This is a genomic window from Burkholderia sp. BCC1988, assembly GCF_905339895.1.
In the GTDB taxonomy this organism is placed as follows: Bacteria; Pseudomonadota; Gammaproteobacteria; order Burkholderiales; family Burkholderiaceae; genus Burkholderia.
On record NZ_CAJPHA010000009.1, the window covers coordinates 15,855 to 37,387 of the forward strand.

The window sequence follows — 21,533 nt, forward strand, 5'->3', positions numbered from 1 at the left end:
CTGCATAACAACAACGGAATCGCCATGACGCTAGCCCGAGCCATCGGCAAATCGGCTGCATGGATCGTCTGCATCGTCGCACTGATCATCGCGGCCGCCGGCATTTTTATCGTCACGTTCGACTGGAACCGCGCGAAACCGTGGGTCAACGAACATGTGAGTACCGCGCTTGGCCGTTCGTTTGCGATCAACGGCGATCTCAAGGTCGGCTGGCGTCGCCCCGACGGCGAGACCGGCTGGCGCGCATGGGTACCCTGGCCGAGCTTCTCGGCCACGCAACTCGAGATCGGCAATCCGGACTGGGCGAAGGGGCCCAGGTTCGTCACGGTCGATGCCGCGCATTTCGATCTCGCCATCCTGCCGCTCCTCGCGCACGAAATCGTCATTCCGTCGATCGATGTCGTCAATCCCGCAGTCGACCTCGAGCGGCTCGCCGACGGCCGCAATACGTGGACCTTCCAGTTCAAGCAATCCGCGCAGCCGTCGCCGTGGAAGGTGCGGCTCGACAGTTTCGGGTTCGCGAAGGGCATCGTCACGTATCGCGATGCGATCACGAAGGCCGATCTCACGGTCGCGATCGATACGCTCGGCCAGCCGATTCCGCTCGGCGACGTGCTGAAGGAACAGGAACAGAGGTCGCGTGCGGCATCGGCCCAGCGCGTCGGCAAGCACGGCGCCGCGCAATTGAGCGCGAAGGCGAATGCAGAAGCCGCATCGGGTGCGTCGGCGCCGCAGGCGGCGAGCGGGGCGTCTGCCGTTGCGGCGTCGGGAGTGTCCGGCGCCGCTCCGGCTACTTCGGTTTCCTCTGCATCGACGGCCGCGCCGGCATCCGGCGCGAGCGGTGCGTCAGGTGCATCCGGTGCGTCGGCGGCCGCCGCGCCCGCGAAGCCGTCCGGCCCGACCTATGCGTTCGGGCTCAAGGTCGACGGCCGCTACAAGAACGTGCCGATCAGCGGCACCGGCAAGGTGGGCGGCGTGCTGGCGATCGAGAAGTCGACGCAGCCGTTCCCGCTGCAGGCCGACGTGAAGGCCGGCGACACGCGGCTCGCGATCGTCGGCACGCTGACCGACCCGATGCATCTCGCGGCGCTCGACCTGCGGTTATGGCTGCAGGGCACGTCGATGTCGCACCTCTACCAGATTACCGGCATCACGCTGCCCGACACGCCGCCGTATGCGACCGAAGGGCGGCTGATCGGCAACATCAAGCAGGGCGCCAGCACGTTCCGCTACGAGGACTTCAACGGCCGCGTGGGCGGCAGCGATCTGCGCGGCACGCTCACCTGGGCGCAGCGCGAGCCGCGGCCGAAGCTGTCGGGCGAGCTCGAGTCGAAACTGCTGCAGTTCTCCGACCTCGCGCCGGTGATCGGCGCCGACACGGCCGCGAGCAAGGCGAAGCGCGGCGACACGACGCGCCAGCCGCCGGACCGCGTGCTGCCGGTTTCGAGGTTCCGCACCGAGCGCTGGAGCGCGATCGACGCGGACGTGAAGTTCACCGGCCGCAAGCTGATCAAGAGCCCGCAGCTGCCGATTACCGACCTGTACACGCACGTTCTGCTGCAGGACGGCGTGCTGACGCTCGAGCCGCTGAAGTTCGGCGTCGCGGGCGGCACGCTCGCGACCACCGCGCACCTGGACGGCAGCCGCACGCCGCTCAAGGGCCGCTTCACGCTGTCCGCGCGTCACCTGAGGCTCAAGCAGCTGTTCCCGACGCAGAAGGTGATGCAGACCGCGCTCGGCGAGATCAACGGCGACGCGTCGCTGTCGGCGACCGGCAACTCGCCGGCCGCGCTCGCGGGTACCTCGACCGGCGAAGTGAAGGCGCTCATCACGGATGGCCGCATCAGCCTGCTGCTGATGGAGGCGGCGGGGCTGAACGTCGCGAACGTCGTCTACGAGAAGCTGTTCGGCACCCGCGACGTGAACATCAACTGCGCGGCGATCGACTTCGTCGCGACCGACGGGATGCTCGACCCGAGGGTTTTCGCGCTCGATACGGACGATGCGCTGATCAACGTCGACGGCCCGGTCAACTTGCGCGACGAATCGATCGACCTCAAGATCCACCCGCACACGAAGGGTTTCCGGGTCTTCTCGCTGCGCTCGCCGCTGTATGCGAAGGGCACGTTCAAGAACCCGAAGGTCGGCGTCGACGCGGGCGCGCTCGCGCTGCGCGCCGGCGCGATGGTCGGGCTCGGCCTGATCAACCCGTTCGCGGCGCTGATTCCGCTGATCGCGCCGAGCAACAACCGCGACGTGCCGTGCGCGGAGCTGTTCGGGCAAATGAAGGAGAAGGCGGCGCAGAAGCGCGCGGCGAAGGAAGGCAAGTAGGGGCCCCGAAGGGAGGGCCGGCGCCGCGCGCGGCGGCCCGGCTGGCGGGGCCGGAACAGTGCGGTCGGCAGTTTCTCCGACACCTGCTAAAATACACGGTTTTCCGTCGATTTCTCTCTTACGGGACCTGCCGTGCTTTCTACTGCCAACATCACGATGCAATTCGGGCCGAAGCCCTTGTTCGAGAATATCTCGGTCAAATTCGGCGAGGGCAACCGCTATGGTCTGATCGGCGCGAACGGCTGCGGCAAGTCGACCTTCATGAAGATCCTGGGCGGCGACCTCGAGCCGAGCGCCGGCAACGTCGCGCTGGAGCCGAACGTGCGCCTGGGCAAGCTGCGCCAGGACCAGTTCGCGTACGAAGACGTGCGCGTGCTCGACGTCGTGATGATGGGCCACACCGAAATGTGGGCCGCGATGACCGAGCGCGACGCGATCTACGCGAACCCGGAAGCCACCGACGACGACTACATGCACGCGGCCGAGCTCGAAGGCAAGTTCGCCGAATACGGCGGCTACGACGCCGAGGCGCGCGCGGGCGCGCTGCTGCTCGGCATCGGCATCGAGGAGAAGTTCCACAACGGCACGATGGCCGACGTCGCGCCGGGCTGGAAGCTGCGCGTGCTGCTCGCGCAGGCGCTGTTCTCGAAGCCGGACGTGCTGCTGCTCGACGAACCGACCAACAACCTGGACATCAACTCGATCCGTTGGCTCGAGCACACGCTCAACGAGTACAACTCGACGATGATCATCATCTCGCACGATCGTCACTTCCTGAACTCGGTGTGCACGCACATGGCCGACATGGACTACGGCACGCTGAAGGTCTGGCCGGGCAACTACGACGACTACATGCTCGCATCGGCACAGGCGCGCGAGCGCCAGGCCGCGGCGAACGCGCGCGCGAAGGAACGCGTGGCCGAGCTGCAGGACTTCGTGCGCCGCTTCTCGGCGAACAAGTCGAAGGCCCGCCAGGCAACGAGCCGCGCGAAGCAGATCGACAAGATCAAGATCGAGGAATTCAAGCCGTCGTCGCGTCAGAACCCGTTCATCCGCTTCGAGTTCGAGAAGAAGCTGCACAACGTCGCGGTGGTCGCCGAAGACATCACGAAGAAGTACGAGCGCACGATCTTCCAGAACTTCAACCTGTCGGTGCAGCCGGGCGAGCGCATCGCGATCATCGGCGAGAACGGCGCGGGCAAGACGACGCTGCTGCGTTCGCTGCTCGGCGCGCTGCAGCTCGATCACGGCACGGTGAAGTGGTCGGAGAACGCGAACGTCGGCTACATGCCGCAGGATACGTACGAGGAGTTCCCGAACGACATCACGCTGATGGACTGGATCGACCAGTACCGCAAGGACGGCGACGACGAAACGATGGTGCGCGGCACGCTGGGCCGCCTGCTGTTCTCGTCGGACGACATCAAGAAGTCGGTGAAGGTGCTGTCGGGCGGCGAGAAGGGCCGCATGATCTGGGGCAAGCTGATGCTCGGCCGCCACAACGTGCTGCTGATGGACGAGCCGACCAACCACATGGACATGGAGTCGATCGAGTCGCTGCAGATCGCGCTCGAGCAGTTCGAAGGCACGCTGATCTTCGTGTCGCACGACCGCGAATTCGTGAGCGGGCTGGCGAACCGGATCATCGAAGTGCGCACGGACGGCACGCTGTTCGACTTCGGCGGGAATTACGAGGAGTTCCTGACGAGTCAGGGGCAGGAGTAATTGCCCGGGCGGCCATGCCCGACCTGATGTACCGGAAGCCCGCCAGGCGCAAGCCTGGCGGGTTTTTTCGTATCCGGGCAGATGTTCGCCGTTACCGGATCGGCACGACGGCCATTGAAGGGAAAATGTCAGGTCGGGTGCAGCACCTTCGATGACGATTCGTCGCGGCGGCGCCGTTTCCGGCCGGCAGCCGCGGCGACCGCAACCGGCGCATCACCTCGCGCGCCGCCCGCCACCCGCCGCCCGCCGCGTCAATCCGCGAGCCGCTTGTCGGCAAGCGCCTTGCAGCAGTCTTCGTACACCCATTGCACGAGTTTCGCCCGGTAATCGAGATCGTCGGTATCGACGATTTCCTCGACCGCGTCGCGCGCCCACGACGCGTCGACGAAGTCGGCGTGCCGCTTGGCGATGTCCTGCGCCAGCGCGGCCAGCTTCGCGATCGCGAGCCAGTCGGCCTGCCGGTGATGGCGGTCGAGCCAGCGGTGCGCGGCCTGCACCTGGAACGATGCGTCCGGCCAGGTTTCGTTCAGGTAAAACGCGCCGAGATTGCCGCAGGTGAGCCAGCACAGCAGCTCCAGGCGATCTTGCGAGCCGAGGATATGGGATGCGTCGGTCATGGCAGCGCTCACGAAGGCATCGATTCCGGGTGGCGCGGCCTGCAGCGGCCGGCGCCGATACTAAAAACATAGCACGATGCGGGCCACGTCGTGCGGCCTCGTGGCATGCCGGCGTGGCGCGGATGCCGCAGCCGCGGGCGTCCGGTATCCGGCACCCGCTCGCCGGCGCCCGTGCGGACCGTTCGGCGGCGCTCGCGGTCTGGTCCGGCGTCATCGCCGGGCGGCGCCACACTCGTTAGAATGGCCGTTTTCCGGGAGACAGGAAGCGATGAAAATCTACAACCAGTTCTACATCGACGGTGCATGGCGCAAGCCGGCCGGAACGGGCACGATCGACGTGATCGACTCGGGCACCGAAGCCGTGATCGGCCGGATTCCGGAGGGCACGGCCTCGGACGCGCAGGACGCGATCCGCGCGGCGCGCGCGGCGTTCGACGCGTGGGCCGCGACGCCGGCCGCGACGCGCGCGGGCTACCTGCGCAAGATCGTCGAGCGTCTGCAGGCGCGCAGCGAGGAACTCGCGCAGTCGATCACCGGCGAAGTCGGGATGCCGATCAAGCTGTCGCGTGCGATTCAGGTCGGCGGCCCGATCTACAACTGGAAGGCATACGCGAAGCTCGCCGAATCGTTCGAATTCGAGGCGACGGTCGGCAACTCGCTGGTGGTGCGCGAGCCGGTCGGCGTCGTCGCGGCGATCACGCCGTGGAACTACCCGCTCAACCAGGTCACGCTGAAGGTCGCGCCGGCGCTCGCGGCCGGCTGCACGGTCGTCCTGAAGCCATCCGAAGTCGCGCCGCTCAACGCGTTCATGCTCGCGGAGGCGATTCACGAAGCGGGCCTGCCGCCGGGCGTGTTCAACCTCGTATGCGGTTACGGCCCGGTCGTCGGCGAGGTGCTGGCGACCGATCCGGACGTCGACATGGTGTCGTTCACGGGTTCGACGCGCGCCGGCAAGCGCGTGGCCGAACTCGCGGCCGCGGGCGTGAAGCGCGTCGCGCTCGAACTGGGCGGCAAGTCGGCGTCGGTGATTCTCGACGATGCCGATTTCGCGACGGCGGTGAAGGGCACGGTCAACGCGTGCTACCTGAACGCGGGCCAGACCTGTTCGGCGCACACGCGGATGCTGGTGCCGGAAGCGCGCTACGACGAGGCGCGCGCGCTCGCGAAGGCGGCGGCCGAAGCGTATGTCGCGGGCGACCCGCGCCAGGAAACGACGCGCCTCGGCGCACTCGCATCGGCCGCGCAGCAGCAGCGCGTGCAGGCCTACATCCAGCGCGGGATCGACGACGGCGCGGAACTCGTGACGGGCGGCACGGGCCTGCCGGAAGGGCTCGCGAAGGGCTTCTTCGTGAAGCCGACGGTGTTCGGCCGCGTCGATCCGAAATCGACGATCGCGCAGGAAGAAATCTTCGGGCCGGTGCTGTCGATCATCACGTATCGCGACGAAGACGAAGCCGTGCGCATCGCGAACGATTCGCCTTATGGGCTCGGCGGCGCGGTGTGGGCGGGCAGCGACGAACGCGCGATGCGCGTCGCGCGCCGCATCCGCACGGGGCAGGTCGACATCAACGGCGGCATGTGGAACAGCGCCGCGCCGTTCGGCGGCTACAAGCAGTCGGGGCACGGCCGCGAGAACGGCGTGTACGGGCTCGAAGAGTATCTCGAATACAAGTCGATGCAGCTCAAGCCGGCGAATCCGGCCTGAGCGTCTCACCGCGCCTGACCCGAAACGGCACGCTCGCGTGCCGTTTTTTTATTGACGGCCGTCAAGATGCGCGTCGGTGGATCGTCGATCATCGCGTTTCCGATTTCCGATGTTTCGACGAGGTTCAGATGACCGCACGCACTTCCTTCCCGCCGCTCACGATTCGCGGCCGCGCGTTGCTGCCCGTGGTGCAGGGCGGCATGGGCGTCGGCATCTCCGCGCACCGCCTCGCGGGCAGCGTCGCGCGCGAAGGCGCGCTCGGCACGATCGCGAGCATCGACCTGCGTCACCACCACGCGGACCTGCTCGCGCGCTGTCGTGCGAATCCCGACCGCGCGACGCTCGAGGCCGCGAACCTCGACGCGCTCGCGCGCGAGATTCGCCTCGCGAAGACCTACGGCGAAGGCCGCGGGATGATCGCGGTCAACGTGATGAAGGCGGTGCGCGCGCATGCGGACTACGTGCGCGTCGCGTGCGACGAAGGCGCGGACGCGATCGTGATGGGCGCGGGCCTGCCGCTCGATCTGCCCGATCTCACGCAGGGACGCGACATCGCGCTGATCCCGATCCTGTCGGACAGCCGCGGGATCGCGCTGGTGCTGAAGAAGTGGATGAAGAAGGGGCGCTTGCCGGATGCGATCGTGATCGAGCATCCCGCACATGCGGGCGGCCACCTCGGGGTCACGCAGATCGACGACATGCACGATGCGCGCTTCGATTTCGCGCGCGTGCTCGACGAGGCCGCGCAGGTGATGGCGTCGCTCGGCCTCGCGCGCGACACGATCCCGCTGATCGTCGCGGGCGGGATCAACAGTCACGACACGGTGCGTGCGGCGCTCGCGGCCGGCGCGAACGGCGTGCAGGTCGGAACGCCGTTCGCGGTGACGGAGGAAGGTGACGCGCATCCGAACTTCAAGCGCGTACTGGCCGACGCACTGCCCGACGACATCGTCGAATTCGTCAGCGTGACGGGGCTGCCGGCGCGCGCGGTGAAGACACCGTGGCTCGATCGTTACCTGCGCAACGAAACGCGCATTCGCGACAAGCTCGGCGCGTTCAGGCAGCGCTGCCCGACCGCGCTCGAGTGCCTGAGCGTCTGCGGGCTGCGCGACGGCATCGAAAAGTTCGGCCATTTCTGCATCGACACGCGTCTCGCGGCCGCGTTGCGGGGCGACGTCGCGAACGGCCTGTTCTTCCGCGGCCGCGAAGCGCTGCCGTTCGGCAACGCGATCCGCAGCGTGCGCGATCTGCTCGACCTGCTGCTGACGGGCCGTGCCGCGGCGACTGCGACAAACCGTCCGAGGTTTACGCTGGCTTGACGGATATCAAAACGACGAAAAGACCCTACGAGGAAAATGGAATGCATTCTTCAGGGGTCTTTACCATGCATAAAACGATTCGAACATGTGTCACCGCTGCCGCTGTCGCGACGAGTCTGGTCACGATGCCCACGCTGTCGCACGCGGCGTCGCCGGGCGACGGGATCAACCAGGGTGACGTACTGGTCCGCCTGCGCGCGATCAGCATCCAGCCGAACGAGCGCGCGAGCGACACGCTCGGCGCGATCAATACCGGCGTGAACAACGCGATCGTGCCGGAGCTCGACTTCACCTACATGATCCGCGACTACCTCGGCGTGGAGCTGATCCTCGGCACGTCGCGGCACCAGATGACGTCGAGCCTCGGCAATCTCGGCGGCGTGGGCGTGCTGCCGCCGACGCTGCTGCTGCAGTACCACTTCAACCATGCCGGCAAGGTGCGTCCGTACGTCGGCGCGGGCCTGAACTACACGTACTTCTACAACAACGGGCTCAACGTCGGCGGGGAAGGCGTGTCGATCAACAAGAGCAGCTTCGGTCCGGCGCTGCAGTTCGGCGTCGACGTGCAGTTGACGAAGAAGGTGTTCATGAACGTCGACGTGAAGAAGATCTGGATGAGCACCGATGCGACGCTCGGCGACAAGGGCATCGGCACGCTGCACATCGATCCGCTGATCGTCGGCGTGGGCGTCGGGATGAAGTTCTAACGGTTCGCGGACAAGAACAGAGTTGGGGTTGGCGGCATGGCAGTCGGCATGCCGCTCTTTTTTTGTGCGGCCGGTTTACAGCTTGTCGTACTGGAAGCGCATCGCGGTGCCTTCGCGCGTAATGCGTTCCCACACCGCCCGCTTCTCGTCGTCGCTCAGGAACACCCAGTTCGACACTTCGCCGGCCGTGCGGCCGCAGCCCTTGCAGACTTCGTCGAAGAGGGTCGAGCACACGCCGATGCAGGGGCTGTCGGGCAGGTCGTGGAGATTGGAGGCCATCGGGAGGGTTCGCGCAGTGAAATCGTCAGGGCGTCATTTTAATGCATCGGAACGGGGCGGCCGGCGGACGCCGCTAGCGTGCCGTACGGTCGCGTTGCCGTGACGGTGCGGCCGGTCGGCCGAACGGTTGGACGATGGCCGGATCGCCGTCGGCGACGGCTGGCCCGCCGTGCCGGACAGGGCCGGGCACGGCGCGCGGCGCGTGGCGCACCGTGTCGCGATTTCCCCGGTGAAACGGCCGCATGCACCGCGCGTCGCGCGGGCCGCTTGTACTGCATGCGGCACGCGGTTTCGCCACCGCTTTCTTTTCCCGATGGACAGACGCCGATTACCCGATAGAATTCCCCCGGAACGCCCCGCTGCGCGGGCCGCCCGAGCGGCCGGCGGCGGGAATCTGTTCCGTTTGCGCGACACGGGCATGATTTTTTTGTGACGGAGCGCGAATGGTGGTAGCGTTCGGGGTTTTCGAGGGGCGGCGTGCCGGAACGCGCCGCCATGACGAGGCAGACGGCAGCCGGACAAGCGGTCCGGCCGGAGGGAGAACGGGATGAAAGCAAACGTAGTGGGCCGGTTCGCAGCGCTCGCGCTGTGCGTGGGTGCATCGGCGGCGGCGGCGAAGGATACGCAGCTCAATGTCTATAACTGGTCGGACTACATTGCGAAGGACACGATCCCGAACTTCGAGAAGCAGGCGGGCATCAAGGTCCGCTACGACAATTACGACAGCGACGACACGCTGCAGGCGAAGCTGCTGACGGGCAGCTCGGGCTACGACATCGTCGTGCCGACCAGCAACTACGCGGGCAAGCAGATCGCCGCCGGCATCTTCACGCCGCTCGACAAGTCGAAGCTGCCGAACCTCAAGTACCTCGATCCGCAACTGATGGCGCTCGTCGCCGGCGCGGACCCGGGCAACAAGTACTCGGTGCCCTGGGCGTACGGCACGACCGGTCTCGCATACAACCTGACGAAGGCGCAGCAGGCGCTCGGCAAGGTCCCGCTCGACAACTGGGACATCCTGTTCAAGCCGGAAAACATCTCGAAGCTGAAGACCTGCGGCGTGTCGGTGCTCGACGCGCCGGACCAGATGTTCGCGGCGGCGCTGCACTACATCGGCAAGGATCCGATGAGCACGAACCCGGCCGACTACAAGGCCGCGATGGAGGTGCTGAAGAAGATCCGCCCGTACATCACGCAGTTCAACTCGTCGGGCTACATCAACGATCTGGTCGGCGGCGACATCTGCTTCGCGTTCGGCTGGTCGGGCGACGTCGTGATCGCGAAGCATCGCGCGATCGAGGCGAAGAAGCCGTACAAGGTCGAGTACTACATTCCGAAGGGCGGCGCGCCGGTGTGGTTCGACGTGATGGCGATCCCGAAGGACGCGAAGAACAAGGACGCCGCGCTGCAGTGGATCAACTACATCGAGGATCCGAAGGTGCACGCGGCGATCACGAACGCCGTGTACTACCCGAGCGCGAACGCCGAGTCGCGCAAGTACGTGCGGCCCGACGTCGCGAGCGATCCGGCCGTCTATCCGCCGGCCGACGTCGTGAAGACGCTGTTCCTGCTCAAGCCGCTGCCGCCTGAAATCCAGCGTCTGCAGACGCGTCTGTGGACCGAGCTGAAATCGGGCCGCTGAAGCGAGCCGGAGTCAGCCAGCAGTCATGAAGCCCCTGGTGTCCCCGGGGGCTTTGTTCGTCAAACGCAGGAGAGAAGCAGCACATCATGAATAGCCAGTCGGGTGCGCCGGTCGCGGGCGCACCGTCCTTCGTTCCTTCGTCCGGCGCCGATACGCGCGCCGAGAATTTTGTCCAGATCGTCGACGTCGTCAAGAAATTCGGCGACACCGAAGTGGTTCGCAACGTGAACCTGACGGTGCGCCAGGGCGAGCTGTTCGCGCTGCTCGGCAGCTCGGGTTCCGGAAAGTCGACGCTGCTGCGCATGCTGGCGGGCCTCGAGACGGTCACGTCGGGCAAGATCCTGATCGACGGCGAGGACCTCGCACAGATGCCGCCGTACAAGCGGCCCGTGAACATGATGTTCCAGTCGTATGCGCTGTTCCCGCACATGTCGGTCGAATCGAACGTCGCCTACGGCCTGAAGCAGGAAGGCACGCCGAAGGCGGAGCTGAAGGAGCGCGTCGCCGCGGCGCTCGAGCTCGTGCAGATGAGCAAGTACGCGAAGCGCAAGCCGCACCAGCTGTCGGGCGGCCAGCAGCAGCGCGTCGCGCTCGCGCGTTCGCTCGTCAAGCGCCCGAAGGTGCTGCTGCTCGACGAGCCGATGTCGGCGCTCGACAAGCAGATCCGCCAGCGCACGCAGATCGAGCTCGTCAACATCCTGAACAAGGTCGGCGTCACCTGCATCATGGTCACGCACGACCAGGAAGAGGCGATGACGATGGCGAACCGGCTCGCCGTGATGAGCGAAGGGCAGATCGTGCAGATCGGCTCGCCGAACGAAGTCTACGAATATCCGAACAGCCGCTTCTCGGCCGAGTTCATCGGCTCGACCAACCTGTTCGAAGGCGTCACCGTCGAGGACGAGCCCGATTACGTGTACATCGAATCGCCGGAGCTGCCGAGCCGGCTGTACGTGAGCCACGGGATCACGGGCCCGCTCGGGATGCCGGTCACGGTGTCGGTACGCCCCGAGCGGATCGCGCTCACCCGCAAGCCGCCCGAAGGCGCGTTCAACTGGGCGCACGGGAAGATCACCAACGTCGCGTACATGGGCGGCTATTCGCTGTATCACGTGAAGCTCGACGCGGGCAAGACGGTGATCGCGAACGTGTCGAGCCTCGCGATCTCCGAGCTCGACACGCCGGCGCTCGGCGACGAGATCTACGTGCGCTGGAGCGCGACCGCCGGCGTGGTGCTGACGTCATGAGCACGCTCAAGTCCCTGCTCGCATGGCCGGTGCGGCGCTTCAACCTGACCGGCGGCTCGGCGGTCGTCGCGGGGCCGTACACGTGGCTCGTGCTGTTCTTCCTGGTGCCGTTCGTGCTGGTCGTGAAGATCAGCTTCGCGGAGCTGCAGCTCGGCATCCCGCCGTATACGGAACTCGCGTCCTATGCGGACGGCGTGGTGCACATCGCGCTGAACCTGTCGCACTACGCGTTCCTGCTCACCGACAGCCTGTATTTCGCGACCTACGTGAATTCGGTGGTGGTCGCGGCGATCACGACGCTGCTGTGCCTGCTGATCGGTTATCCGATGGCGTACTACATCGCGCGTTCGAACCCGGCGACCCGCAACCTGCTGATGATGGGCGTGATGCTGCCGTTCTGGACGTCGTTCCTGATCCGCGTGTACGCGTGGATCGGGATCCTGAAGAACAACGGGCTCCTGAACAACTTCCTGATGTGGATCGGCCTGACCCATACGCCGATCGAGCTGTACCGCACGAACTACGCGGTGTACATCGGGATGGTGTATTCGTACCTGCCGTTCCTCGTGATGCCGCTGTACGCGCATCTCGTGAAGATGGACCTGCGCCTGCTCGAAGCCGCGTACGATCTCGGCGCGAAGCCGTGGAAGGCGTTCGTGCAGATCACGCTGCCGCTGTCGAAGAACGGGATCATCGCGGGCTGCCTGCTGGTGTTCATTCCGGCGGTCGGCGAGTACGTGATTCCGGAACTGCTCGGCGGCGCGAACACGCTGATGATCGGCCGCGTGATGTGGAATGAGTTCTTCAACAACGCAGACTGGCCGATGGCGTCGGCCGTGACCTGCGCGATGGTGCTGCTGCTGCTCGTGCCGATGGCGATGTTCCAGCACTTCCAGGCGAAGGAGCAGGAGGGCCGCCGTCGATGAAGCCGAATCGTTACCTGCAGTTCGCGGCGCTGTTCGCCGGCTTCGCGTTCCTGTACATCCCGATCATCAGTCTGATCGTCTATTCGTTCAACGAGTCGAAGCTCGTCACCGTGTGGTCGGGCTTCTCGTTCCGCTGGTACTCGGCGCTCGCGGAGGACGACGAGCTGCTGACGGCCGCGTGGCTGTCGCTGAAGATCGGCGTGCTGACCGCGTTCGCGTCGGTGTTCATCGGCACGTGGGCCGGCTTCGTGCTCGCGCGGATGGGGCGCTTTCGCGGCTTTGCGCTGTTCAGCGGAATGATCAACGCGCCGCTGGTGATCCCCGAGGTGATCCAGGGGATCTCGCTACTGCTGCTGTTCATCGAGCTCGCGAAGTGGATCGGCTGGCCCGCCGAGCGCGGCGTGTTCACGATCTGGCTGGGCCACGTGATGCTGTGCATCTCGTACGTCGCGATCATCGTGCAGTCGCGCGTGCGCGAGTTGAACCCGTCGCTCGAGGAAGCGGCGCTCGATCTCGGCGCGACGCCGCTGAAGGTGTTCTTCACGATCACGCTGCCGCTGATCTCGCAGGCGCTGATCGCGGGCTGGCTGCTGTCGTTCACGCTGTCGATCGACGACCTCGTGCTGTCGGCGTTCCTGTCGGGCCCCGGCTCGACGACGCTGCCGCTCGTCGTGTTCTCGCGCGTGCGCCTCGGCCTGAACCCGGAGATGAATGCGCTCGCGACGCTGTTCATCGTCGCGGTGACGGCGGGTGTCGTGATCGCGAACTTCGTGATGCTGCGCCAGGAACGCAAGCGGATGGCCGCGTTCGCCGCCTGACGCGCTCGCGCACAGGTTGCCGACGCAACGAACGACGCCCGGTGCCGACGACGAGTCGGCCCGGGCGTTTTGTTTGGCATGCGAGCCGCGTGCGGCTTATGCGCCGAACGCCGCCTTCGCGAGCAACCCGATCGCGACGCACACGAGCACCGCAGCGAAGCCGGCCTGCACGTGCCGCGCGGACAGGTGCCGGGACGCGCTGCGGCCGATCGCCATCCCGATTGCCGTCGCGACCGTGAACCACAGCATCATGTCGAGCGGCGCGCGCGTGCCCGACACGAGCGTCGCGAACACGCCGCCGGTGCCGACCAGTGCGATCACCATCAGCGACGTCGCGACCACGCCGTGCATCGACACGTTCGTGAACTTGCGCAGCATCGGCACGATCACGAAACCGCCGCCGACACCGAGCAAGCCCGTCATCAGCCCCGTCACCGCGCCGGTCGACGCGAGCGCGAGCCCGACCGGCCACGACCAGACGAGCCGGCCCGTGTCGGGATTCACGCGGCCGACGCACAGCGGCGACGCGTCCGCGTCGCCGGGCGCATGACGCAGCGCCTGCCGCAGCAGGCGGCCCGCGACGACCAGCATCGTCAGCGCGAACAGCGCCAGCAGCACGCGTTGCGGCAGCACGTGCGCGAGCTTCACGCCGAGCGTCGTGAGCGGCACGCCGGCGACGGCCATCAGCAACGCCGCGCGATAGCGCACGAGCCCGCGGCGAAACCCTTCGAGCGCGCCGAGCGCGGCGCTGCCCGCGACCGCGACGAGCGCGACGGGCGTGGCCTGCTGCATCGGCCAGCCCATCCCGACGACGAGCGCGGGCACCGCGAGAATGCCGCCGCCCGCGCCGGTGAGGCCGAGCACGGCGCCGACGAGACTGCCGAGTACGAGGGAAATCAGCATGGTGTCATCGGATTCCGGTCAACGTGCGATCGCGGGCTTCGCGAGCCATTCGCGGCCCTTGAGCATCGCCTTCCAGTAGAGCGGCGGCAGCACGCGCTCCTTGAGCAGCCACGCGAGCCGCGACGGGCGCCGGCCGTCGATCAGCCACGCGGGGAAGGTCGGGGCGACCTTGCCGCCGTACAGGAATTCCGCGAGCACGATCTTGCCGCGCTCGACGGTGAGCGGGCACGAGCCGTAGCCGTCGTACGCGGCGTCGCCGCGCGCGCGGCCCAGCGACGCGAGCACGTTGTGCGCGACCACGGGCGCCTGCTTGCGGGCCGCGGCGGCGGTTTTCGCATTGGTCGTGTTGGTGACGTCGCCGAGCGCGAAGATGTCCGCGAACTGCTTGTGCCGCAGCGTCGCCGGATCGACGTCGATCCAGCCGGCCGCGTCGGCGAGCGGGCTCGCGCGCACGAAATCGGGCGCCTTCTGCGGCGGCACGACGTGGATCATGTCGAACGGGCGCTCGACGGTTTCCGTGCCGCCGTCGGGCAGCGCGCGCCGGAACGTCGCGCGCCGCGCCGGCCCGTCGATCGCGACGAGGTTGTGGCCGAACGACAGCGCGATGTCGTAGCGTTTCACGTACTCCATCAGCGCGGGCACGTAATCGGCGACCCCGAACAGCGCGCCGCCCGCGTTCAGGAACTCGACGTTCGCGGCACCGAGGCGGCCCGCGCGCCGCCAGTGATCGCACGACAGGTACATCGCCTTTTGCGGGGCGCCCGCGCACTTGATCGGCATCGGCGGCTGCGTGAACAGCGCATTGCCGCCGCGGAACGCCTGCACCAGTTCCCACGTGTACGGCGCGAGATCGTAGCGATAGTTCGACGTGACGCCGTTGCGGCCGAGCGTTTGAGCGAGGCCGTCGATCGCGTGCCAGTCGAGCTTGAGGCCCGGGCACACGACCAGCTTGAGGTAGCCGATGCGCCGGCAGCCGTCGAGCACCACCGTGTGCGTGTCGGGCTCGAAGCCGGCGACGGCGGCCCGGATCCATTTCACGCCGCGCGGCAGCAGGTCGACGATCGGGCGCGCGGTCGTGTCGGGCCGGAATACCCCCGCGCCGACCATCGTCCAGCCCGGCTGGTAGTAGTGCGTATCGGCCGGGTCGATCACCGCGATATCGAGCGATGCGTCGCGTGCCAGCAGGCTCGACGCGACCGCGACGCCGGCCGCACCCGCGCCGACGATCACGATGTCGTGCCGCGCGTCGACGGCCGGCGCGGCCTGGCGGCCGTCTTGCGCGAGATCTCGCATGAGACGCGGTGCGAGCGCGCCGAGGTCGTAGCCGGCCGTGGCGGCGATCGCGACGATGTCGCCGGCAGGACGCCGGCCTGCCTGCGACAGCGCCCACAGCGTCGCCGAACGCGTGCCGCTGCGGCAGTACGCGAGTACCGGGCCGGCGAGCGACGCGACGAGCGTGCCGAACTGCGCGGCCTGGTCGTCGGTGACCTTGCCGGTGTCGACGGGCAGGTAGTGCACGGCGATGCCGAGCGGCGCGGCGGCGGCGCGGATCTCGGCGACGGTCGGCTGGTCGGCGCCTTCCCCGTCCGGGCGGTTGCAGACGATCGTGCGGATGCTGGCCGCGTGCAGGGCGGGCAGGTCGGTCGCGGCGATCTGGGGCGAGACCGACAGCAGGTCGGTCAGCGGGCGGATGGTCATGTCGGGGTTCTCCGGTCGGGGCGGCGGCTCAGATCGCGTCGAGCGGGATCTTCAGGTAGCGCACGCCATTGTTTTCGGGCTCGGGCAGGTGGCCGGCCCGCATGTTGACCTGCACCGACGGCAGCATCAGCACGGGCATGTCGAGCGTCGCGTCGCGCGCGGTGCGCATGGCGACGAAATCGTCCTCGGTCACGCCGTCCTTCACGTGCACGTTCGCGCGACGCTGTTCGGCCACCGTCGTCACGAACTGCACGTCGCGGCCGCCCGGCTGGTAGTCGTGGCACAGATACAGGCGCGTGTCGGGCGGCAGGGCGAGCACGCGCGCGATCGAACGGTACAGCGTGCGCGCGTCGCCGCCCGGGAAGTCGCAGCGGGCGGTGCCGTAGTCGGGCATGAACAGCGTGTCGCCGACGAACGCCGCGCGCTGCGTCGCGTCGTCGACGCAGTAGGTCAGGCACGCCGGCGTATGGCCCGGCGTGTGCAGCGCGCGGATCGTCAGCGCGCCGAGCGCGAGCGTGTCGCCGTCGTCGAGCAGGCGGTCGAACTGGCGGCCGTCCTGCGCGAAGCCGGGACCGGCGTTGAACAGCGTGCCGAATACGTGCTGCACGCGGCGCACGTGCGAGCCGATCGCGATCTGTCCGCCGACATGCGCCTTCAGGTACGGCGCGGCCGACAGATGGTCGGCATGCACGTGCGTTTCCAGCAGCCAGTGGACGGTCGCGCCGAGTGCGGCGACGCGCGCGATCAGCCGGTCGGCGCTGGCAGTGTGCGTGCGGCCGGATTTCGGGTCGTAGTCGAGCACGCTGTCGATCAGCGCGCATGCGCGGCTTTCGGTGTCGAGCAGCAGATAGCTGACGGTGTGGGTCGCCTGGTCGAAAAAGCCTTCGACCGACAGCTGGGGGGCATGGCTCACGGGATGTCCTCGATCGGGTTCTGCGTCTGCAATCGGACATCCCATGTTCAAGAAGCATGCCAATTCGCGCCGCGCTGCCGGATGATGTGGCAGGTGATTGATTCGGCTCGGATTCTTGGCGTGGCCGCGGTGTGTCGCAGGCACCGGCGACGGGGTGCCGTCGACGTCGACTGCCATATCTGGCAGTGTCGTGGCAGAATTGGCAGTCCGCCTGGCAGTCCATCCCCTCATCCGTTTCCGAGCCTCCCGATGAATCCGCACGACACCATTCCGATCGTTCCCGCGCCGTCGCGCGAGGTCATGCCCGACGTGCGCGCGCTCGTCGCGTATCTGGAACAGGATCCGCAACCGATGATCGTCGTCGATCCCGACTACCGCATCCTCGCCGCGAACGATGCGTACCGGCGCCAGTTCGGCGTGGCGGGCGTCGAGCACGTCGGCCGGCACTGCTTCCAGGTTTCGCATCATTACGACGTGCCGTGCGACCAGGCGGGCGAGCATTGCCCGATGAAGCAGGCGCGCGAGTCGCGCAGCCTGAACCGCGTGCTGCACATACACCATACGCCGCGCGGCCCCGAGCACGTCGACGTGGAGTTGCGGCCGATCTTCGATGCGCGCGGCGACGTGATCGCCTACGTCGAGCGGCTGACGACGGTGCGCAGCGCGTCGGCGCAGCCGAGTGCGGAAGGGCTCGTCGGCGGCGCCGACGCATTCAATGCGGCGCTCGGCGCGCTGCAGCGCGTCGCGCCGTCGATGTTGCCCGTGCTGCTGCTCGGCGAATCGGGTACCGGCAAGGAACTGTTCGCGCGGGCGCTGCACGAGGCGAGCGAGCGTGCGATGGGGCCGTTCGTGGTGGTCGACTGTTCGGGCATCGCCGAGACGTTGTTCGAGAGCGAACTGTTCGGCTACGAGAAGGGCGCGTTTACCGGTGCGAACCAGCGCAAGCCGGGCCTCGTCGAGACCGCACAGGGCGGCACGCTGTTTCTCGACGAGATCGGCGACGTGCCGCTGCCGATGCAGGTGAAGCTGCTGCGACTGATCGAGTCGGGGACGTTCCGGCGCGTCGGCGGCGTCGAGGCGCTGCGCGCGGATTTCCGGCTCGTCGCGGCGACCCACAAGCCGCTGCGCGAGATGATCGACGACGGCCGGTTCCGCCAGGACCTGTACTACCGGATCAACGCGTTCCCGATTCCGCTGCCCGCGCTGCGCGAGCGGCGTGGCGACGTCGCGCTGCTGGCCGAATCGATCCTGCGGCGCATCGCGAATGCGCGCGCCGGCGCGGGCGACGCGAGCGCGCGGCCGTTCGCGGCCCGGCCGTTCGTGCTGACCGAGCGTGCGCGCGCGTGCCTCGACGCGTATGCATGGCCGGGCAACATCCGCGAGCTGCGCAACGTGCTCGAGCGCGCGTGCCTGTTCGCGGACGACGGCACGATTCGCGTCGAGCATCTGCCGGCTGAGCTGGTCGCGGCGTCGGCGACGCCACCGGCGCGTGCGGCGGACGCGCGCGGCGTGTCGGACGCGGAGCTCGTGCGGCTTGCGGGCACGTTCGATGGCACGCGCAAGCAACTGGCCGAGCACGTCGGACTGAGCGAGCGCACGCTGTACCGGCGGATGAAGGCGCTCGGGCTCGGGGTGCGCGGCCGGTAAGCGGGCGCGTCGTGCTCGCTGCCGTCGACCGGTCGCATCAAACGGCAAGCTGATGGACGGCGGCGCGGCGCCGGTGCCGAATGCGGACCCGAACGCCCGGCCCGTGTTCCCTCGCGACATGACGAAGCGCGGGCGCGCGATCGGCCTGCACGACGATCGCCGATTGCCCGGCCGGTCGGGCGAGTTGGCAGTCGGCTGTCATGATTGACGATAAAAAATGACTGTTCTGCACAAAATAATTATCGTTTTACGATAAACATCTGGCTTACAATCGATGCGTGTTCACACCCTATGGAGGAGGTCGCATGCATTCCGATCGCATTGCCCGTATCAGTCAGCGCATGGCTACCGTCACGCTGTGGTTCATCGTCGGCATGCTGGTGCTCAACGCCGCGTGCTGGGCGTTCCCGTCGTTGAGCGCGGCCACCGGGCCCGGCCTCGTATTCGGCCTCACCGATTCGGTGGTCACGAACCTGGGCGTCGATGTCGGCGCGTTCCCGTGGTGGCAGAAGGCCGTCGGCATCCTGCTGTCGAGCGTCCCGCTCGTTGCGCTCGCGGGCGGCCTGCGCCACTTGCGCGAGCTGTTCCGGACCTACGCGCGGCGCGACTATTTCTCGGCGCAGGCGGCCGGCCATCTCGGCAAGACGGGGCGCGCGATCGGTCTGTGGGTGCTGTTGAGCCTGCTGTGCGAACCGCTGCTGAGCGTGTGGGCGACGTTTCGCGAACCGGTCGGCCATCGCGTCGTCAGCATCGGCTTCAGCCTGCCGTACGTCGTCGCGCTGTTCACTGCGGCCTGTATCGCGGTGATCGCGCACATCCTGCGGCAGGCGAGCGCGCTCGATGCCGAACACCGGCAGTTCGTCTGAGGCGTGCGATGTCGATCGTGGTCAAACTCGATGTGATGCTCGCGACCCGCAAGGTCCGCTCGAAGGATCTCGCGGCGGCCGTCGGGATCACCGAACCGAACCTGTCGCTGCTCAAGCAAGGCAAGGTCAAGGGCATCCGCTTCGCGACGCTGGAGGCGATCTGCCGGTATCTCGACTGTCAGCCGGGCGACCTGCTCGCGTTCAGCGATGACGGCGGCGGCGAGCCGGATTGACGTGCCGCAACGGCCGGTCGTCGATGCGGCGCGGCGGCATCGGCCGGGCATCGTGGCAGTTGCAGGCGTGATCGCCGTGTTGCTGCATGCGATCGGTTGGTATGCGCTGCAGCGGATGCCGGCGGCGCGCGGGCCGGTTGCGGCCCGGGTCGATGCGTCGTCGGGCCGGATTGCATTGAGCGTCCGGTTGATTCCCGTGACGCCCGAACCCGCGCCCGCAACCGAGGTCGACCGGCGCACCGGTCCGACAGCAGCCATGCGAGAGACGCGCGAACCGAAAAGCCGTTCCGGCGCAGCGGCGACGCCACGCCGGGCGACACGTTCGCTTGCGGCCGCGCCCGCGCAGGCAACGACCGGAGGCGCGCCGGATTCGGCTGAAAGCAGCCCGGTGCGTGAGCCGACCCCCGAGGTCGACTGGGGGCGTGATCTGGCGACGATCGGCACGCGTCGAGCGACGGGGCGCAGCCCAGCGGCGGCCACGGTCGGTGCGCTGGGCGCATCGTCCGGCCTCCCGGCCGCGCGTCGCCATTTGGTCGACGAGACGCTGGCAAGCGGGGTGTCGGACGCACGGCGCGCCGACTGCCGGCGCGCTTACTCGAGTGCCGGTTTGCTCGCACTCCCGATGCTCGCGCTGGATGCGGTTCGCGATACGGGCTGCAAGTGGTGAGGAAGCACGCGGCTCGGCGCTGCCGGTGAGACGTGATCGCGCGGCGCGTTCGACGCGCGACGGGAGACGAGCCGGCTCGCCTGACGACGTGTCCGGGCGGCGCGCAACGGCCACGCACCACCCGGGCTGCCGGGGCGTTGGACCCTCAACGCGCCGGCGCAAGCTGCGCCATCGCCTCGCGCATGAAGCCGAGCAGCGTGTCGTCGACCCATGCGTCCTTCGTCAGCGCCGGCTCGGTCATCATCGCGTTGCGGAATTTCGCGTGCGTGGCCGGGTCGTCGCCCGCGTAGCTGCGGAACAGGTCGAGCCAGCGTTGCGCGAGCGCGCGGCCTTCCGGCGAATCGGGCTGCGCGCCCGCATCGATCGCGTCGCGCACGTCGCCCATCAGTTGCGGCCATTCCATCGAGCGTTCACCGAAGTGCGCCCGCATGAAGCGGATCTCGTCCGGCGCGAGATACTTCTCGAAGATCCGCATCTTCGTTTCCGCGGACGCGCGCAGCACATAGTCGCGCAGCACGGTCGAGATGCCGAGTTTCGACTGCATCGACGGTTCGCGCTCGTGCATCAGGTTGAGCTTCGCCAGCAGCCGCGGATCGTTGTTCGTGTCGCGCACGAGCAGCGCCATCCAGCGGCCGGCTAGCGCGCGTGCGCGCTCGTCCTCGGGCGGCACGCCCGCGTCGTGCAGCGCACGCACGTCGGCGACGAGCGCCGTCCATTCCGCGTCGCCGGCCTGGCTCTTGCGATACATCGGCAGGCGCGCGAGTTCATCCTCGGAAAAGTATTTGTCGTACACGGTCATCAACTCCAGTGTGGTGAGCCAATCGGCCAGCTCCGGCTCCGTGCCCGCGGCGAGCTGCGCGTGCAGGTGCACGAGCCGCTCGCGCAGCTGCGCGGTCTGCGCGAGCTGGTGGTCGAGCGACGCGATCTGCCTCGCGACGAGCGCGACGAGCGGGGTGCCGGGCCGGTTCAGGTAGTCGCCGATTTCGGCGAGCGACAGTCCGAAGCGACGCAGGGCCTGGATCTGGTGGAGCCGGGCGATGTCGTCGCGGTCGTACAGCCGGTAGCCGTTGTCGGCACGCGCCGAAGGCGTCAGGAGGCCGATCGCGTGATAGTGATGAAGCGTGCGGACGGTCAGGCCGCTGCGTTTCGCCAGTTCTCCCACTTTCAGCCGCATGATGTCCTCCGTTCGGTGCGCACACTGGAGTCTCGAACGTTACGCTACGTGAGGGTCAAGCGGAAGATCGCGGATCGGCGCGCGGGGGTGATCCCGCGCGCCCGATGCAAACGGCG

At 67.6% G+C, this 21,533-nt stretch carries 19 protein-coding genes; 13 read left to right on the forward strand and 6 right to left on the reverse strand.

The genetic code is table 11. From position 1 onward, the window contains the following. Positions 1–24 precede the first annotated feature (24 nt). Both U4012_RS14595 and U4012_RS14600 read left to right on the forward strand, forming a co-directional pair. Entirely contained in the window at positions 25–2,331 is a 2,307-nt protein-coding gene (locus tag U4012_RS14595; RefSeq protein WP_321799452.1) for an AsmA family protein, read from the forward strand. A gap of 132 nt (positions 2,332–2,463) precedes the next feature. Next, complete coding sequence (locus U4012_RS14600) at positions 2,464–4,056, forward strand: ABC-F family ATPase (RefSeq protein WP_044848912.1); 1,593 nt, start codon at positions 2,464–2,466, stop codon at positions 4,054–4,056. 251 nt (positions 4,057–4,307) lie between these two features. Here U4012_RS14600 and U4012_RS14605 read toward each other — a convergent pair whose 3' ends face one another. Next, positions 4,308–4,673, reverse strand: coding sequence for a hypothetical protein (locus U4012_RS14605; RefSeq protein WP_044848913.1), 366 nt, complete (start codon positions 4,671–4,673; stop codon positions 4,308–4,310). A 268-nt stretch (positions 4,674–4,941) separates the two neighbouring features. On the opposite strand from U4012_RS14605, the gene U4012_RS14610 reads away from it, so the two are divergent. The 3 genes from U4012_RS14610 (at position 4,942) to U4012_RS14620 (ending at position 8,404) form a co-directional block, all read left to right on the forward strand. After that, entirely contained in the window at positions 4,942–6,378 is a 1,437-nt protein-coding gene (locus tag U4012_RS14610; protein WP_321799454.1) for an aldehyde dehydrogenase family protein, read from the forward strand. A gap of 128 nt (positions 6,379–6,506) precedes the next feature. Beyond that, complete coding sequence (locus tag U4012_RS14615; RefSeq protein WP_321799456.1) at positions 6,507–7,697, forward strand: nitronate monooxygenase family protein; 1,191 nt, start codon at positions 6,507–6,509, stop codon at positions 7,695–7,697. Between the two features lie 65 nt (positions 7,698–7,762). Next, positions 7,763–8,404 (forward strand): OmpW/AlkL family protein, encoded by a 642-nt coding sequence (locus U4012_RS14620; RefSeq protein WP_321799458.1) that lies wholly within the window; start codon positions 7,763–7,765, stop codon positions 8,402–8,404. Positions 8,405–8,479: 75 nt separating this feature from the next. Here the strand turns inward: U4012_RS14620 and U4012_RS14625 are convergent, their stop codons facing one another. Further along, a complete protein-coding gene (locus U4012_RS14625) occupies positions 8,480–8,683 on the reverse strand; it encodes a DUF1289 domain-containing protein (RefSeq protein WP_027784516.1) in 204 nt (67 codons plus the stop codon). A 547-nt stretch (positions 8,684–9,230) separates the two neighbouring features. Here U4012_RS14625 and U4012_RS14630 point away from each other — a divergent pair. The 4 genes from U4012_RS14630 (at position 9,231) to U4012_RS14645 (ending at position 13,316) form a co-directional block, all read left to right on the forward strand. Beyond that, entirely contained in the window at positions 9,231–10,325 is a 1,095-nt protein-coding gene (locus U4012_RS14630) for a polyamine ABC transporter substrate-binding protein (protein ID WP_044848266.1), read from the forward strand. 86 nt (positions 10,326–10,411) lie between these two features. Then, positions 10,412–11,572 (forward strand): ABC transporter ATP-binding protein, encoded by a 1,161-nt coding sequence (locus U4012_RS14635; protein WP_044848265.1) that lies wholly within the window; start codon positions 10,412–10,414, stop codon positions 11,570–11,572. Continuing rightward, positions 11,569–12,498: an ABC transporter permease subunit gene (locus U4012_RS14640; protein ID WP_044848264.1), complete on the forward strand. Its 930-nt coding sequence runs from the start codon at positions 11,569–11,571 to the stop codon at positions 12,496–12,498. Before U4012_RS14635 ends, U4012_RS14640 begins: the two co-directional genes overlap by 4 nt. Continuing rightward, a complete protein-coding gene (locus U4012_RS14645) occupies positions 12,495–13,316 on the forward strand; it encodes an ABC transporter permease subunit (RefSeq protein WP_124485424.1) in 822 nt (273 codons plus the stop codon). Before U4012_RS14640 ends, U4012_RS14645 begins: the two co-directional genes overlap by 4 nt. Positions 13,317–13,412: 96 nt before the next feature. On the opposite strand, the gene U4012_RS14650 is transcribed toward U4012_RS14645, so the two are convergent. Genes U4012_RS14650 through U4012_RS14660 form a run of 3 tightly spaced genes read right to left on the reverse strand, consistent with a single transcriptional unit; the run spans position 13,413 to position 16,830 of the window. Next, positions 13,413–14,219, reverse strand: coding sequence for a sulfite exporter TauE/SafE family protein (locus U4012_RS14650; RefSeq protein ID WP_321799463.1), 807 nt, complete (start codon positions 14,217–14,219; stop codon positions 13,413–13,415). 18 nt (positions 14,220–14,237) lie between these two features. Then, a complete protein-coding gene (locus tag U4012_RS14655) occupies positions 14,238–15,917 on the reverse strand; it encodes a TIGR01244 family sulfur transferase (protein ID WP_321799465.1) in 1,680 nt (559 codons plus the stop codon). A 28-nt stretch (positions 15,918–15,945) separates the two neighbouring features. After that, positions 15,946–16,830, reverse strand: a complete 885-nt coding sequence (locus U4012_RS14660) for an MBL fold metallo-hydrolase (RefSeq protein WP_321799467.1) — start codon at positions 16,828–16,830, stop codon at positions 15,946–15,948. 249 nt (positions 16,831–17,079) lie between these two features. On the opposite strand from U4012_RS14660, the gene U4012_RS14665 reads away from it, so the two are divergent. From U4012_RS14665 to U4012_RS14680, 4 genes are all read left to right on the forward strand, one after another. After that, positions 17,080–18,477, forward strand: a complete 1,398-nt coding sequence (locus U4012_RS14665) for a sigma-54 interaction domain-containing protein (protein WP_321799469.1) — start codon at positions 17,080–17,082, stop codon at positions 18,475–18,477. A 305-nt stretch (positions 18,478–18,782) separates the two neighbouring features. Next, positions 18,783–19,343: a DUF2975 domain-containing protein gene (locus U4012_RS14670; RefSeq protein ID WP_321799471.1), complete on the forward strand. Its 561-nt coding sequence runs from the start codon at positions 18,783–18,785 to the stop codon at positions 19,341–19,343. An 8-nt stretch (positions 19,344–19,351) separates the two neighbouring features. Further along, positions 19,352–19,576 carry a helix-turn-helix domain-containing protein gene (locus U4012_RS14675; RefSeq protein WP_124485430.1) on the forward strand — a complete coding sequence of 75 codons (225 nt, stop codon included), beginning with the start codon at positions 19,352–19,354 and terminating at the stop codon, positions 19,574–19,576. Continuing rightward, positions 19,551–20,243: a hypothetical protein gene (locus tag U4012_RS14680; RefSeq protein ID WP_321799474.1), complete on the forward strand. Its 693-nt coding sequence runs from the start codon at positions 19,551–19,553 to the stop codon at positions 20,241–20,243. Before U4012_RS14675 ends, U4012_RS14680 begins: the two co-directional genes overlap by 26 nt. Positions 20,244–20,388: 145 nt before the next feature. Here the strand turns inward: U4012_RS14680 and U4012_RS14685 are convergent, their stop codons facing one another. Next, positions 20,389–21,417: a MerR family transcriptional regulator gene (locus tag U4012_RS14685; protein WP_321799476.1), complete on the reverse strand. Its 1,029-nt coding sequence runs from the start codon at positions 21,415–21,417 to the stop codon at positions 20,389–20,391. Positions 21,418–21,533 lie beyond the last annotated feature (116 nt).